At 70.8% G+C, this 13566-nt stretch carries 14 protein-coding genes and 1 tRNA gene; 3 read left to right on the forward strand and 12 right to left on the reverse strand.

The genetic code is table 11. The features are described from left to right. Window positions 1-49: 49 nt before the first annotated feature. Both pelF and BS80_RS21445 read right to left on the reverse strand, forming a co-directional pair. Window positions 50-1585 (reverse strand): GT4 family glycosyltransferase PelF, encoded by a 1536-nt coding sequence (gene pelF / locus BS80_RS21440; protein WP_083975008.1) that lies wholly within the window; start codon window positions 1583-1585, stop codon window positions 50-52. A 135-nt stretch (window positions 1586-1720) separates the two neighbouring features. Then, entirely contained in the window at window positions 1721-3931 is a 2211-nt protein-coding gene (locus BS80_RS21445; protein WP_035799709.1) for a hypothetical protein, read from the reverse strand. Between the two features lie 449 nt (window positions 3932-4380). Here BS80_RS21445 and BS80_RS21450 point away from each other — a divergent pair, with 449 nt between their 5' ends. Both BS80_RS21450 and BS80_RS21455 read left to right on the forward strand, forming a co-directional pair. Further along, the gene (locus BS80_RS21450) at window positions 4381-5289 is read left to right on the forward strand and encodes a tyrosine-protein phosphatase (protein WP_051966875.1); all 909 of its coding nucleotides are present in this window, start codon (window positions 4381-4383) and stop codon (window positions 5287-5289) included. A 160-nt stretch (window positions 5290-5449) separates the two neighbouring features. Further along, window positions 5450-6235, forward strand: coding sequence for a putative protein N(5)-glutamine methyltransferase (locus tag BS80_RS21455; RefSeq protein ID WP_035799711.1), 786 nt, complete (start codon window positions 5450-5452; stop codon window positions 6233-6235). A gap of 12 nt (window positions 6236-6247) precedes the next feature. Here BS80_RS21455 and BS80_RS21460 read toward each other — a convergent pair whose 3' ends face one another. The 8 genes from BS80_RS21460 to BS80_RS21490 all read right to left on the reverse strand — a co-directional run bounded on the left by BS80_RS21460 (window position 6248) and on the right by BS80_RS21490 (window position 11269). After that, on the reverse strand, window positions 6248-7168 hold the full coding sequence (locus tag BS80_RS21460) for an RNA polymerase sigma factor SigF (RefSeq protein WP_035799713.1): 921 nt from the start codon (window positions 7166-7168) through the stop codon (window positions 6248-6250). A gap of 180 nt (window positions 7169-7348) precedes the next feature. Continuing rightward, on the reverse strand, window positions 7349-8293 hold the full coding sequence (locus BS80_RS21465; protein WP_232246553.1) for an RNA polymerase sigma factor SigF: 945 nt from the start codon (window positions 8291-8293) through the stop codon (window positions 7349-7351). 255 nt (window positions 8294-8548) lie between these two features. Next, entirely contained in the window at window positions 8549-8842 is a 294-nt protein-coding gene (locus tag BS80_RS21470; protein ID WP_035799716.1) for a Dabb family protein, read from the reverse strand. Between the two features lie 114 nt (window positions 8843-8956). Continuing rightward, window positions 8957-9121 (reverse strand): hypothetical protein, encoded by a 165-nt coding sequence (locus BS80_RS41955; RefSeq protein ID WP_198045571.1) that lies wholly within the window; start codon window positions 9119-9121, stop codon window positions 8957-8959. A gap of 423 nt (window positions 9122-9544) precedes the next feature. Further along, window positions 9545-9634, reverse strand: a tRNA-Ser gene (locus BS80_RS21475). Window positions 9635-9690: 56 nt separating this feature from the next. Further along, entirely contained in the window at window positions 9691-10200 is a 510-nt protein-coding gene (gene tadA / locus BS80_RS21480) for a tRNA adenosine(34) deaminase TadA (protein WP_083975012.1), read from the reverse strand. Window positions 10201-10247: 47 nt separating this feature from the next. After that, entirely contained in the window at window positions 10248-10772 is a 525-nt protein-coding gene (locus BS80_RS21485) for a tRNA adenosine deaminase-associated protein (RefSeq protein ID WP_232246554.1), read from the reverse strand. 278 nt (window positions 10773-11050) lie between these two features. Then, window positions 11051-11269: a hypothetical protein gene (locus BS80_RS21490; protein WP_035799722.1), complete on the reverse strand. Its 219-nt coding sequence runs from the start codon at window positions 11267-11269 to the stop codon at window positions 11051-11053. Between the two features lie 161 nt (window positions 11270-11430). On the opposite strand from BS80_RS21490, the gene upp reads away from it, so the two are divergent. Beyond that, window positions 11431-12066, forward strand: coding sequence for a uracil phosphoribosyltransferase (gene upp, locus BS80_RS21495; protein WP_035799724.1), 636 nt, complete (start codon window positions 11431-11433; stop codon window positions 12064-12066). Window positions 12067-12139: 73 nt separating this feature from the next. On the opposite strand, the gene BS80_RS21500 is transcribed toward upp, so the two are convergent. Continuing rightward, the gene (locus tag BS80_RS21500) at window positions 12140-12889 is read right to left on the reverse strand and encodes a LytR C-terminal domain-containing protein (protein WP_232246555.1); all 750 of its coding nucleotides are present in this window, start codon (window positions 12887-12889) and stop codon (window positions 12140-12142) included. Between the two features lie 352 nt (window positions 12890-13241). After that, window positions 13242-13538, reverse strand: coding sequence for a type II toxin-antitoxin system VapB family antitoxin (locus tag BS80_RS21505; RefSeq protein WP_030061387.1), 297 nt, complete (start codon window positions 13536-13538; stop codon window positions 13242-13244). Window positions 13539-13566: the final 28 nt, after the last annotated feature.

Consider the following 13566-nt stretch of genomic DNA (forward strand, 5'->3'; position numbering starts at 1 on the left):
GCTCCCGCGCGGCGCGCGGCCGTGCGGACGGCACTGTCGTGACACGTGTTCACCGGGCCTCCCGTTCCCACCAGCCGTAGCCGACCTCGGGCTCCTGCGCCGGGCCGATCGCGGGCACCGGCACCGGCACGGGCTCGGCCACCGGGTCGACCGCGACCACGGTGTTCGGCAGCCAACGGCGCTCGCCCAGCAGCTCGGTGTAGATGCCGCGGAAGCCGTCGATGTTCTGTCGCAGGGTGAACTGCTCGATCACCCGCAGCCGGGCCTGCTCGCCCATCCGGGCCCGTCTCTCGGGGTCGCGCAGCAGCTCCAGCGCGGCCCGGGCCATCGGGGCCGGCTCGCGCGGCGGCACCACGAGACCGGTCTCGCCGACCGCCTCGCGCACACCGCCAACGTCGGTGGAGACCGTCGCCCGCCCCGAGGACATCGCCTCGATCAGGGTGAACGGGAAGCCCTCGCTGATGCTGCTGAGCATCACCACGTTGCCGGCCGCGTAGGCGTCCTGGATGTCCTCCACCCGCCCCTCGAAGACCACCGAGTCGCCGAGCCCGAGCTCCGCGGCGAGGGCTATGCAGCCGTCCCGGTAGCCCTCGGCGCCGCGCGCGGTGCCGCCGAACATCCGCAGGCGGGCGTCCGGCATCTCCTCCCTGACCAGCGCGAACGCGCGGATCAGGGTCTCCAGGTCCTTGATCGGGTCGACCCGTCCTGCCCAGCTCAGGGTGGGCGTGGCGGGCTCGGCACCGGCGGCCGGGAAGAGGTCGGGGTCCACGCCGTTGTAGACGGTGCGGATGTTGTCCGAGGGGGTCCCGCCGCGCTCCTCCCAGCGCCGGTTGTACCGGTTGCCGGGGGTGACCAGCGCGGCGCGCGAGTAGCTCTCCTCGGCCAGCATCCGGTAGAAGCCGAGCAACAGGGCCTTGACCGGCCAGCGGTAGGGGCCGGTGCGGTAGCCGAGGTAGCGCTCTCTGAGGTAGATGCCGTGCTCGGTCAGCAGGAAGGGCACCGCGAACTGCTGGGACGCTATCAACCCGGGCAGCGCCGCCAGTCCTCCGCTGACCGCGTGCGCGACCCCGTCGTGGGGCGGCTCGACGGAGAGCGGGCGCAGCGCGTGCTCCAACAGGTCGGTGGCGTGCAGGGCGTCGTGCAGGGTGGGGTTGGACGCGGCGGTCGGCAGGTAGGCGCGGGTCCAGACGTGCTGGAGCGTCTTGAGGGCCGGCTCGCTGCGCAGCGCGGAACTGAGCAGGCCCTGGCGGGCGTAGTCCGCGAAGCCGTACAGCTCGGTGCCGAAGTGTGTGGTGTAGACCGGGTCGAGGATGGCGTGCAGGAAGCGTTCGTACGCGTCGAGGAATCGTTTCAGCGAACGGCCGCGGGGCGGCTTGCGGTCGTCGGCCGGGCCCCAGAGCGGTGCGGTCGTCACGTTGCGCACGTTCGCCGGGAGCTCCCAGGCCAGGCCCTCGGTGCCGCTGCCGGTGACGGCGATGATGTCGAACTCGACATCGGGCATGCCCTGGACGATCTGGTCGACCCAGACGCTGACGCCGCCGTGCGCGTGCGGGTACGTCCCCTCGGTGAGTAGGGTGACGCGCATCCTGGCTTCCCTCTCCCTGTCAGGCGCCCGGTGGCGGCCGGGCGCGGCATCGGTGGAGGCGTGGTGGGCCTCCACCGATGCGTTGCCTACGGTGTGTTCACCGGCCGGCGGCGGGTGGCAGCCGGCCGGTGTCCACTACTTGCTGCTGCTCGGAACGAGGGACTTGCCCTTGCTCCGCTTGGTGTCTCCCGGACCGGCCGGGACCGCCTTGAGGACGCCCTGGGGCACGACGGCCTTCGGCGCGGCAGGCGCGATCTTGACGGTGTTCGCCTTGACGACAGCGGCTCCGCTCGGGGTGTTCGCCGCGCTCAGGGTGAGCGTGACGGAACCCTGGAACGCGCCCGGGGAGGCCCAGCCGGAGAGGGTGCCCGCGTACGGGGCCCCGAAGGCCGTGCTGCCGAGCAGCTGCTTCTGCGTGGTGCCGGTCGGCATGGTCGCCTCGATCTGCACGCCCGAGGGCGCGCTGACCGTCACGGTGTTGCCGATCCGGTAGCCGGTGACCTGGCCGCCTGAGACGGCGCCGGCCCAGGCGGCACGCTTCTGCAGCTCGGTGCCGATGGCGGTCTCGCTCATGTTCACCAGGGGGGTGTTGGTGTTGTACAGCCCCTTGTAGGTGTTCAGGATGCTGGTCAGGGCCGGGTAGGCGATCTGACCCTCGGCGAAGTTGGACTGGTGGATGAAGTGCGGCCGCGGGTCGTTGTTCAGCACGTGGCCGAGGTCGATCCGGGTCTCCAGCGGCACGATGTACGAGGTGTAACCGGTGGCCTCGTCCAGCGGGGCCGACAGGCAGGTGGAGTTGCCCGAGGTCTCGCAGAGACCGCTGCCGCCGTTGGCCTTGCTGGTGTAGATCCAGTTGTACTCGTCGGTCTCCGACGCGGCGGTGCTCGCGTTGTAGAAGACGTTCATCGGGTACCGCGGGACGGTCAGCGTGGAGCCGACCAGACGCTGGGCCGGCTCGCGGGACGCGTCGCTGCCGGTGAACTTGATGCCCGCGGCGGCCAGCGCCGGGGCGAGGTTCGGGTTGTCGGTCGGCTGCTGGGGCAGCGTGACCAGGCCCGAGTGCTCACCGGTGATCAGCGCGGCGGGGTCGAACTTCAGCCCCTGCTGCTGCGCCCAGGTGATGTTCTGCTGGATCTCGCTCTGGATGGTGGCTTCGCTGACCCACACGTCGTTGCCGCCGGCGTCGGTCTGGCACTTCCACGGCACGACGGTGACGTCCTGCTGGCAGCCCAGGAACGGGTGGTCCCAGGTGTGGTTGATGAACCGGAACGACGACTGGTCGGCCAGGAACTTCGTCAGCAGCGGGTCGGTCGTCGTGTTGTTGTCCGACTCCCAGTCCGCACTGCCGCCACCGTTGAACGCGAAGTCGATGGTGAAGTTGTTGGCCTGCTCCCACGCCACCAGGGTGTCCACGTCGGACGGGGTCATCCGGATCGGGTTCTCGTCCGGACTGGTGTTGGGCGGGCAGGTGACGTCGCCCGGGGTGCACTTGAGGGTGCTGCTCCAGCGGTCGTCCGACAGGAAGAGGTCGTCGGAGTGGACCGCGAAGTAGTTCTGGTCGTAGCCGAGGTGAACGCCCTGCGTCACCCAGTCCACCATGCCGCGCGCCAGCAGCCGGAACTGCTGCTGGTACTGGTTGTAGACGAAGGTGACGACCAGTTCCCGGCGGTTGTCGTGGGCGTACTCGCCCACCAGCGAACCGCGCGAGGTGCTTCCCGGGATCGGCGCGTCCACCAGGGGAGTGAACGACGAACCGGCGGGCAGGGTGGTCAGCGGGGTGGCGAGGTAGCCGTAACTCTCGCTGACGTTGGGGTCGTTGTCCTCGAAGGGGACGTTCCCCTTCAGGTAGCCGAACGGGCCCGCGGTGCCGGCGGCGGTGACGCCGCCCTGGGTGCCGTCCAGGGTTCCGATGTAGCCGGGGTTCTGAGCCCAGTTCAGACCGACCGAGGGCTGGGCATAGGTGTAGGCGTCGATCTGCCGGATGCCGAAGGTCGCCTCGTAGGTGGCGAGCGCGGTCATCTCGGCGGAGCCGGTGCCGAAGGGGTTGTCGTTGGGCAGCACGACGCCCTCGAACTTCGCCCGGGGGGCGCCGTTCACGGTGTCGCTGAGGAAGGCGGCGTTGATCGTCGGACGGTTCGGGTCCGAGAGCTTCACCGTGGTGTACGGGGTGCCCTCACTCGTCAGTTCCGCTGCGATGGCGGCGGTGGCAGGGCCACCGTCGTCCACCACCAGCACGGTGAGGTCGATTCGGTTCTGTGCCGCGGCGTGCGCGGTCACGGTCTGCAGACCGGCTGCCAGCAGACCGGCTGCCGCGCAGGCGGCAGCGCGACGGGTCGCTCGACCCATAGTTCGGTGTTCCTCCCCTGAGCAGGGCAGACGACCCCGACGTCCGCCCCGGATGATCATTTTCGCGTCCCCCGTGCCGCACGAAAATCGCTGCGGTTCACTTGCGACCATGGTGGGGCAGAAATACCCGGCCATGCCGCCAAACGGGTGAGAGGACCTCGAATCTGTCACATATGTTCACGCGGGCGCCATGTTAGGCACTAACTGTGAGTTAGGGAAGACTTAAGGGAGCAGGATTTTGCAAGTCCATGACATGTTCTGCCCCACAAGCACGTCACCTGCAGGAATATGACGTGCACAGCGTCAAGAGTGCCCGGCTCATGTGAAGGGCGCTCACTCGACGTACAGGTTCGTACCCTTGTCTGATAGATGCGACTGAAGGAAGGGGCCAAAGTGACTTACCCCCCCTTTGCGCAACTCCGTTGTCCGATAATCCAGGAGGAACCACTGTGACTGAGCAGCCGAGCACGGCCGCCGACGAACTTTCCGCCCGAAGCCTGGGTTTGCGGGGTGCCGTGAACGCCCGTGATCTGGGGGGTTACCGGACAGCCGACGGCCGGGTGCTGCGCAACGGCGTCGCTCTGCGCAGTGACGGACTGAACCGTCTCGGTGAAGAGGACGTGGAGCTGCTCGGCGGGCTCGGACTGCGCCAGATCGTGGACCTGCGCAGCCTGGACGAGGTCCGCGAGGCCGGTCCCGACAGGGTCCCCGGACTGCCCGTCGCCGACATCGCGGCCGCCGAACTCTCCGCCCAGCCGGTCACCGTGCAGCGCACCTCCCCCGACGGCATCACCCTGCACCACCTGCCGGTCTTCGCCGCCGACTTCGACATCTACGTCGCACTTCGGGACGCCCTCGCCGACCGCGACCCGGTCAAGCAGCACGACCTGCTCGGCGACGGCAGGGCCGCCGAGATGATGATCGGCCTCTACCGCTGGTTCGTCACCGACCCGGTCGCCCGCGAGCGGTTCGCCACCGTGCTGCGCCTGCTGGCGGCACCCGACGGCACCCCGCTGCTCTTCCACTGCACGGCCGGCAAGGACCGCACCGGCTGGACGGCGGCGCTGCTGCTCACCGTCCTCGGCGTCGACCTGGAGACCGTCTACGAGGACTACCTGCTGACCAACGTCCGCTCGGGGGCGCTGATCGAGCAGATCGTCGAGAGCTTCGGCACCCGCGGCCTGATGCAGAACCCCTCGCTGCTGCTCCCGCTCTTCCGCGCCGACCGCCGCTATCTTGAGGCCGCCTACGAGGAGGTCGCCGCCGGCTGGCCGACCTTCGATGCCTTCTGGCGCACCGGTCTCGGGCTCGACGACACCGTGCTGGCCGGGCTGCGCAAAAACCTGCTGGACGACTGACGCCAGCCGCTACAGTGGGCCCGTCACGAGTCGTGCAACCGAGGAGGTGAGTCCGATTACCGCTGTATCAGGTCGGGCGCTCCGCTTTCACGACCACGCGGTCCACCAGGCATAGGTGCGAGACCGCGGGAGCGCCCAGAGGCGTTCCGAAAGGTTTCCCATGTCGGTTTCCCCCGCACTTCTCCCGCTTCCCGCCCTCGTCGGCAGGCTCCGCGCCGCCGGTTGTGTCTTCGCCGAGGACGAGGCGCGGCTGCTGCTCTCCACCGCCCGCGACCCCGCCGAGCTCACCGCCATGGTGGACCGGCGGGTCGACGGCCTGCCGCTCGAACAGGTACTCGGCTGGGCGGAGTTCTGCGGCCTGCGGATCATCGTCGAACCCGGGGTCTTCGTCCCCCGGCGGCGCACCGAGTTCCTGGTCGGCCAGGCGGCCGCACTCGCCGGGCCGGGCGCCGTCGTCGTCGACCTCTGCTGCGGTTCCGGCGCGGTCGGCGCCGCGTTGCTCGCGGTCCTGGACCGGCCCGAGCTGCACGCCGCCGACATCGACCCCGCCGCGGTGCGCTGCGCCCGACGCAACCTCGCCGGCGGCGACCGGGTCCACGAAGGCGATCTCTACGCGCCGCTGCCCGCCGCGCTGCGCGGGCGGATCGACGTCCTGGTCGCCAACGCGCCCTATGTGCCCACCGACGAGATCGGGCTGCTCCCGCCCGAGGCCCGGCTGCACGAGCCGCTGGTCGCCCTCGACGGTGGCGCCGACGGCCTCGACGTGCAGCGCCGGGTGACCGCCCAGGCGGCCGACTGGCTGGCCCCCGGCGGCCACCTGCTGATCGAGACCAGCGAGCGCCAGGCCCCGCACACCGCGCAGGCCTTCGCCCGGCACGGCCTGCTCCCGCGCGTGGTCGGCTCGGACGAGCTGTACGCGACCGTGGTGATCGGCACCCGCCCGTAGAGCTGGAGCGGCTCAGGCCTCGCTGATCAGGCCCTCGCGCAGCTGGGTGAGGGTCTTGGTGAGCAGCCGGGAGACGTGCATCTGGGAGATGCCGATCTCCTCGCCGATCTGCGACTGGGTCAGGTTGCCGAAGAAGCGCAGCATGATGATCCGGCGCTCGCGCGGCGGCAGCTTGGCCAGCAGCGGCTTGAGCGACTCGCGGTACTCGACGCCCTCCAGGGCGAGGTCCTCGTACCCGAGCCGCTCGGCGAGCGGGCCGTCGCCGTCCTCCTCGCCGGGGCTGGAGTCGAGCGAGCTGGCGGTGTACGCGTTGCCGACGGCCAGGCCCTCGACCACGTCCTCCTCGCTGACGCCCAGGCAGACGGCCAGCTCGGCGACGGTGGGCGAGCGGTCCAGCCGCTGGGACAGCTCGTCCCCGGCCTTGGTGAGCGCCAGCCGCAGCTCCTGCAGCCGCCGCGGCACCCGGACCGACCAGCTGGTGTCCCGGAAGAAGCGCTTGATCTCGCCCACCACGGTGGGCATCGCGAAGGTCGGGAACTCCACGCCGCGCTCCGGGTCGAACCGGTCGATCGCCTTGATCAGGCCGATCGTGCCGACCTGGACGATGTCCTCCATCGGCTCGTTGCGGCTGCGGAAGCGGGCGGAGGCGTACCGCACCAGCGGCAGGTTGAGCTCGATCAGGGTGTCGCGGACGTAGGTGTGCTCGTCGCTGCCCGCGGTGAGGGTGGCGAGCCGGCGGAAGAGCGAACGGGAGAGGGTGCGGGTGTCCAGGCCGGGCCCGAGGGCCGGCTGCTGACGCGGCGCCGGGAGCGCGACGGACACGACGGGCGTGGTGGGCACGGTGGCCCCGACGGTCGAGGCGTGCTCCTGCGGAGCGTGCTCGGCGACCGCCGTGCTGCCGTGGATCTCTGCGCTGCCCAGCTCTGCGGACATGCACCCACCCCCTCGTGGTGTCTCCGACGGGATCCGCCGCTCGGCACATCCCCGGTGCGCGCCGAGTTGCCGACGCCCCCCACCGCTTGAATACCGGATCACGGTCCCCGGCAAACCCGAACGTCGCAAGATGTCACGTGGCGGTAGCACGCAGCAATGTACGCTCCGTGACCGCCGCGCTCACTCCTCCCAGTCGTTGCCGGTCCGTAGCCGGGTCAGGATCCGGGTGAGCAGCCGGGAGACGTGCATCTGGGACATCCCCAGTTCGGTGCTGATCTGGGACTGCGTCAGGTTGGCGAAGAACCGCAGCATGACGATCCGCCGCTCGCGCTCGGGCAGCTGCACCAGCAGGTGCCGCACCATGTCGCGGTGCTCGACGTCGGTCAGCGCGGAGTCCTCGTAGCCCAGCCGGTCGAGCAGCGCCAGGCCGCCCTCGTGCTCCTGGGCGGCCTCCAGCGAGGCGGCGCTGTAGGCGCGGCCGGCGTCCAGGCAAGCCCGGACGTCCTCCTCGGGGATCCGCAGGTTGGCGGCGATCTCCGGCACCTTGGGGGTGCGGCCGTGCGTCACGGTCAGCTCCTCCATGGCGCCGCTGACCTGCACCCAGAGCTCCTGGAGCCGGCGCGGCACGTGCATGGTCCGGACGTTGTCGCGGAAGTAGCGCTTGATCTCGCCGAGGATGGTGGGCAGCGCGTAGGTCGGGAACTGCACGCCGCGGTGCGGGTCGAACCGGTCGATCGCGTTGATCAGGCCGATCGTGCCGACCTGGACGACGTCCTCCATGGGCTCGTTGCGGCTGCGGAACCGGGTGGCGGCGTAGCGCACCAGGGGGATGTTCACCTCGATCAGCGCCGCCCGGACCTGCTCCCGCTCCGGCGCGTCGGGCGGCAGCTCGGAGAGGCGCTCGAAGAGCACCCGGGTCAGCGTGCGGACGTCGATCGGGCGGCCCGGCAGGCCGCTCGCGGTCTCGGCGTCCTCTTCCTGCTCGACCACGGTGCCCGCGCCGGTCGTGGTCGTCGTACCGGTGGTGCCGGTCGAGCCGGTGGCCTCGGGCGTGCTGGTCGTACCGTCGCCGGTGCCACTGGTCCTGCTCATGCCGGTGTCCGGCGTACCGTCCTGGATCCGCACGGACGTGTCATCCTCCTCGGTTCACCACCCTGTTGTGCCCGGCGAAATCGGTCATAGCATCACAAGCCGGGCGCAGTTCCTTCAAGCACCGCACCGAGGCGTGTTGGCGGCGGGGGTGGCGGGCTGACGGCCAGTCGGACGAGCCCGGCCGGGCGCGGCACGGCCCCCCGTCCCGGGCGCGGCTCCGAGGGGAGGCAGCGGTGGGGCGGGGGGCCGTTGGGTCGTGCGGGTGCGATCTACGGGCTGGTGCCCGGATCAGACCTCGAAGTCGGCGACCACGAGGGTGGCGATCTCCCGCCACTGCTTGGCTACCACGACATGGGCCGGATGGGTGGCGTAGGCCTCCAGGGCGGCGGCGTCGGCGACCAGGCTGTTGAGCGCGAAGTCGTAGGCGACGTCGCGCGGGCTGATGTTCCAGCCGATCTGCCACTCCAGCAGCTCGGGAATCTGCTGGTCGAGGCCCTCGAAGCCCTTGGCGGCGGCGAGTGCGCGCTCGTCGTCCTTGGCGATGCCTTCGTTGAGCTTGAACAGGACCAGGTGCCGGATCACGATGGCGCTCCTAGCGGTGATGAGGGTGACGGTGCTGACGGACCCCGCCACGGTAGCCCGCGCCCGCGGCGGCGGGCCGAGCCGTCCACCCCCTGATCGCCGCTGCCCGGCCGGTTACTTGATCAAGCCGGTCATGAACGCGCCCACCGACTTGGCGGCGTCCGAGACGCCCACGAAACCCGACTGGACCAACTCCGCCGCGCGTGCGGGGGAGTGGATGATCGTGTAGCCCACGAAAATCAGCAGCAGGTACATGCCGAGCTTCCTTGCCTGTGCCATCGAACCGCCCTGCTTCCTCCGGCGTACGCCCTTTCGGCCCTGTCTCAGGCGCAGCTTATCCACCGGACGGCGCAACGGAGGTCTGCAACGCGTTCACCTGTTGGGACGAAGGTCCCAGGGGCAGGTGCCCTTTACCCGGATGCCGGGTCCCGCCCGTGGGAGCAGGATGGATGTCGTACCGGGGATCTGGCAGGAATCACCGGTACGTGGATCCGGAGCTTCCCCGCTGTGGGACCGGTGCCGCGGCTTCCCCCCGACGCGGCTCCGGTTGTGGGACGTCTCCGCGGGGGAGCGGCCTCTGTCCCCCCGGGGCCGCTCCCCCCTCCGTCCATCCTCAGCTTTATCTGGACGTACGTGTCGAGCTTCCGCTCGTACGAAGGGCCCCGACCGTCTCAGGTCGGGGCCCTTCGTCGTGCTGCTAGCTGGCGGTAGCGGTGGGATTCGAACCCACGGTGAAGTTGCCCCCACACACGCTTTCGAGGCGTGCTCCTTTGGCCGCTCGGACACGCTACCGAGGGAGACTCTACCGGACGGGTCGGGCGGGGAGGAAATCCGTTGTGGGGGCGGGGTCAGCGGTGGGTGTCGAAGAAGGTGCGGAGCTGGGCGGCGCAGGCGTCGGCGAGGACGCCGGGGATGACCTCGGGGCGGTGGTTGAGGCGGCGGTCGCGCATCACGTCGAAGAGCGAGCCGGCGGCGCCGGCCTTGGGGTCGAGGGCGCCGTAGACGACGCGGTCGATGCGGGACAGGACGATGGCGCCGGCGCACATGGTGCAGGGTTCCAGGGTGACGACGAGGGTGCAGCCGCTCAGGCGCCACTCTCCGACGGCGGCGGCTGCCTGTCGGATGGCCTGGATCTCGGCGTGGGCGGTCGGGTCGGCGACGGCCTCTCGCTCGTTGTGGCCGCGGCCGAGGACGGTGCCGTCGGGGCCCAGGAGCAGCGCACCGACCGGGACGTCGCCGGTGGGCAGCGCCAGGGCGGCCTCGGCGATGGCGAGGCGCATGGAGGCCGTCCAGCGGTCGCGTACCGGGTCGGGGCGCACGGGGGCCGGGAGTGGGGCGAGGGCGGGGTGGGGCTGCATTCCACCAGTGTCGGCCACCCGGAACCCGGCCCCGACCCCGCCTGCCCTCAGCGCACCGCCTCCAGGACCTCGGCGCAGCCCAGCGCGTCGGCGATCTCGCTGAGCGCCTCGCCGGGCTCGGCGCCCTCGCCGCTGAGGCCCAGGAGTTCGGGGCCGGAGATCCCGAACTCGCTCAGCAGCTCGGCGTCGCCGAGCGGTCCGACCGGTACCCCACCGGGGCCGGTGACCGGACCGTCGTCCTCGTCGTCCTCCTCGGAGTCGGCGTTCGACTCGGCGTCGTCGCTCTCCTCCAGTTCGGCGACGAGGTTGTCGAGGTCGTCGAACTCACTGTCGCCGGCCCGTCCGACCAGCTCCTCGGTGAGGACGACGTCCCCGTAGGAGCTGCGGGCGGCAGCCGCGGCGTCCGACACGAAGATCCGTGGATCCTCCTCGCCGTCCACCCGGACGACGGCGAACCACGCGTCCTCCTGCTCGATGAACACCAGCACGGTGTTGTCGTCCTCTGCCGCTTCGCGTGCCAGGTCGGCAAGATCGGCAAGAGTTTCGACACTGTCCAACTCGGTCTCGCTCACATCCCACCCGTCCTCGGTGCGAGCAAGCACTGCAGCGAAGTACGCCACCAGGGACACTCCCAAATGGTCTCGGCCGTAGGCGATCTCGGGCGAACGCGGTCTGGCCGCCCCCGCACCAGAGGCGGTCCGCTGTTCGGACCGTCCCATCGGGAATCGTGACAGAAAGCCCGGCCTTGCGGGGGGTGTTCGGCAGCGCGTCTTTGCAGGTCGTGTCGGAATCGCGGGATCGGGGCGGCGCGGCGGGCCCGGGGTGGCGCGCGGGAGTGGCGCGCGGGACGTCAGATCCGGAAGGTCCGCATGCGCAACGCCTCGCGCATCCGGCGTTCCTTGGTCTTCCTCGGCTGCACCCTGGCCCGCAGTTCGCGGGCCTCGGCGAGCTCGCGCAGGAACACGGCCCGCCGCCGGCGGCGTTGCGCCTCCGTCTCGGACGGTGCGGCGCGCGCCTGGCCGGTGGGCTCCTCGGGGGGTCCGTCGACCGGGCCCGGGTTCCTCTTCATACGGTCTGACCTTCCCAGAAGTCCCGGATTGATACCACAGGAGAGTCGTGGCACCTGTGGAGACCCGAGGGACGACAGGTGTGCGGACCAGTACGGACCGGTGTGGACGAGTGCGGGCGCGGCGGTCGTACGGGTGTCCAGGCGCGGCTAGGCTCGGGACCATGCGGATCCACGTCGTCGACCACCCCCTGGTGGCCCACAAGCTCTCCACGCTGCGCGATGAGCGCACCGACTCACCGACCTTCCGTCGTCTCACCGACGAGCTGGTCACCCTGCTGGCGTATGAGGCCACTCGGGACGTGCGGACCGACGAGGTCGAGATCACCACCCCGGTCGCGGTCACGCTCGGCACCCGGCTCAGCTACCCGCGCCCGCTGGTGGTGCCGATCCTGCGGGCCGGCCTCGGCATGCTGGACGGCATGACCCGGCTGCTGCCGACCGCCGAGGTCGGTTTCCTGGGCATGGTGCGCAACGAGGAGACCCTGGAGGCCTCCACGTACGCCACCCGGATGCCGGACGACCTCTCCGGCCGTCAGGTGTACGTGCTGGACCCGATGCTGGCCACCGGCGGCACGCTGGTCGCCGCGATCCGGCTGCTGATCGAGCGCGGCGCCACCGACGTGACCGCCGTGGTGCTGCTGGCGGCGCCCGAGGGCATCGAGGTGCTGGAGAAGGAACTGGCGGCGCAGCCGGTCACGGTGGTCACCGCCGCGCTGGACGAGCGCCTGAACGAGAACGGCTACATCGTGCCGGGCCTCGGCGACGCCGGGGACCGCCTCTACGGCACCGCGGGCTGAGCCCGCAGGGAACGGACACGGCTGAGGGCCCCTGCTCCGCGGAGCAGGGGCCCTCAGCCACGGGTCGTGCGGGTCAGCAGCTCCCGGGCCCCGGGGAGGCTGCCGCCGAGGGCTTGAGCGCGTCGGCCAGCGCGGTGGCCGCGGCGGTTGGGTCGAGCAGGGCGGTGTACGCGTCGCCGACCACGAAGTCGACGCTGGCGTCGGTCCGGGTGTCGGCCATCGAGGCGGCGCCGGCGACCTGTGAGCCGAGCAGGGTGGCCGCGCCGATGCCGGCCGGTCCGGCGATCAGTTCGGCGGTGCCGGGCAGCTTCTTGTCCAGGGCGGAGGGGGCGTTGCCGACCTTGCCGACGGTGAAGCCGCGCTTCTTCAGCTCGTCGGCGGTCTTGGCGGCCAGGCCGGCCTTGTCGGTGGCGTTGTAGACGTTCACCGTGACGGTCTGCGGCTGGGGGATGGCGCTCGCCGCGGCGACCGGCAGCGGTGCGGCGGAGACGGCCGGGGAGGCCCCTTCCGTCGCGCCGGACGCGGCCGCCGAGGGGGAGGCGGCAGAGGCGGCGGCCGAGGCCGGGCCGGTGGCGGCGACCGGGGCGGCCAGCGGCTTGCCCGAGGGCTTCGCCGACGCACAGGCCTGCGCGGCGCCGTGCTTGGCCTTGCCGGTGAAGATGCCGACCAGCTGCACCCCGCCCAGCGCGATCAGCGCGAGGGCGAGCGTCGAGCTGACGACCATCATGATCCGCCGACCGCGCCGAGGCGGCGGGCCCAGCCGCGGGTAGCTGGTGCCGGTGACCCGGAACTGCTTCCCCTTCAAACCCTGGGGGGTCAACATGCTCACAGTCTGTCTCCCCTTGATGGAAGGGCAGCCTTGGTGGCGGGTGGGAAAGGGGGCCACCGAGGCGGAGAATCCGGAAACCCGGAGCGTGGCGCTGCCGTGGTCAGCAGCCTAGTCCGGTTTGCGACATGAAGGTAATAAATGATCATCATTTGGCGCATAGGGACACTCGAAAGGGTGTACTGACGACCTGTCCGTCACCCCGTCCGGGTGAGGAGCAGTCAGCCGACTCCCCCGAACGGCCGTCCCCGGGCCGGGTGGGGCGCCTATGGGACGGTCCCCATGGAGATTCGCCATGAGGACCGCGTTGCGAGGAGGGAAGTGTGGGGAGGAGGGGAGGGCGGCGGAGCTATTCCATTTCGAGCACGCGGGCGTGCAGCACCTGACGCTGCTGCAGGGCGGCGCGCACCGCGCGGTGCAGCCCGTCCTCCAGGTACAGGTCCCCGTGCCACTTCACCACGTGGGCGAAGAGGTCCCCGTAGAAGGTCGAATCCTCGGCCAGGAGAGTTTCCAGATCCAACTGGCCCTTGGTGGTCACCAGCTGGTCCAGTCGCACCGGGCGAGGGGCGACGTCCGCCCACTGGCGGGTGCTGGTCCGGCCGTGATCCGGGTACGGCCGCCCGTTGCCGATGCGCTTGAAGATCACACGGAAAGCCTACCGTTCCGGCGGGGCG

Source organism: Kitasatospora mediocidica KCTC 9733 (assembly GCF_000744225.1).
Lineage (GTDB): Bacteria > Actinomycetota > Actinomycetes > Streptomycetales > Streptomycetaceae > Kitasatospora > Kitasatospora mediocidica.

Excerpts from the sequence above, each read along its gene's own strand:
- upp (WP_035799724.1), top strand. The coding sequence starts at position 11,431 with ATGCGGATCCACGTCGTCGACCACCCCCTGGTGGCCCACAAGCTCTCC.
- BS80_RS21460 (WP_035799713.1), bottom strand. The coding sequence starts at position 7,168 with ATGTCCGCAGAGCTGGGCAGCGCAGAGATCCACGGCAGCACGGCGGTC.
- pelF (WP_083975008.1), bottom strand. The coding sequence starts at position 1,585 with ATGCGCGTCACCCTACTCACCGAGGGGACGTACCCGCACGCGCACGGC.
- BS80_RS21445 (WP_035799709.1), bottom strand. The coding sequence starts at position 3,931 with ATGGGTCGAGCGACCCGTCGCGCTGCCGCCTGCGCGGCAGCCGGTCTG.
- BS80_RS21490 (WP_035799722.1), bottom strand. The coding sequence starts at position 11,269 with ATGAAGAGGAACCCGGGCCCGGTCGACGGACCCCCCGAGGAGCCCACC.
- BS80_RS41955 (WP_198045571.1), bottom strand. The coding sequence starts at position 9,121 with ATGGCACAGGCAAGGAAGCTCGGCATGTACCTGCTGCTGATTTTCGTG.
- BS80_RS21455 (WP_035799711.1), top strand. The coding sequence starts at position 5,450 with ATGTCGGTTTCCCCCGCACTTCTCCCGCTTCCCGCCCTCGTCGGCAGG.
- BS80_RS21500 (WP_232246555.1), bottom strand. The coding sequence starts at position 12,889 with ATGTTGACCCCCCAGGGTTTGAAGGGGAAGCAGTTCCGGGTCACCGGC.
- tadA (WP_083975012.1), bottom strand. The coding sequence starts at position 10,200 with ATGCAGCCCCACCCCGCCCTCGCCCCACTCCCGGCCCCCGTGCGCCCC.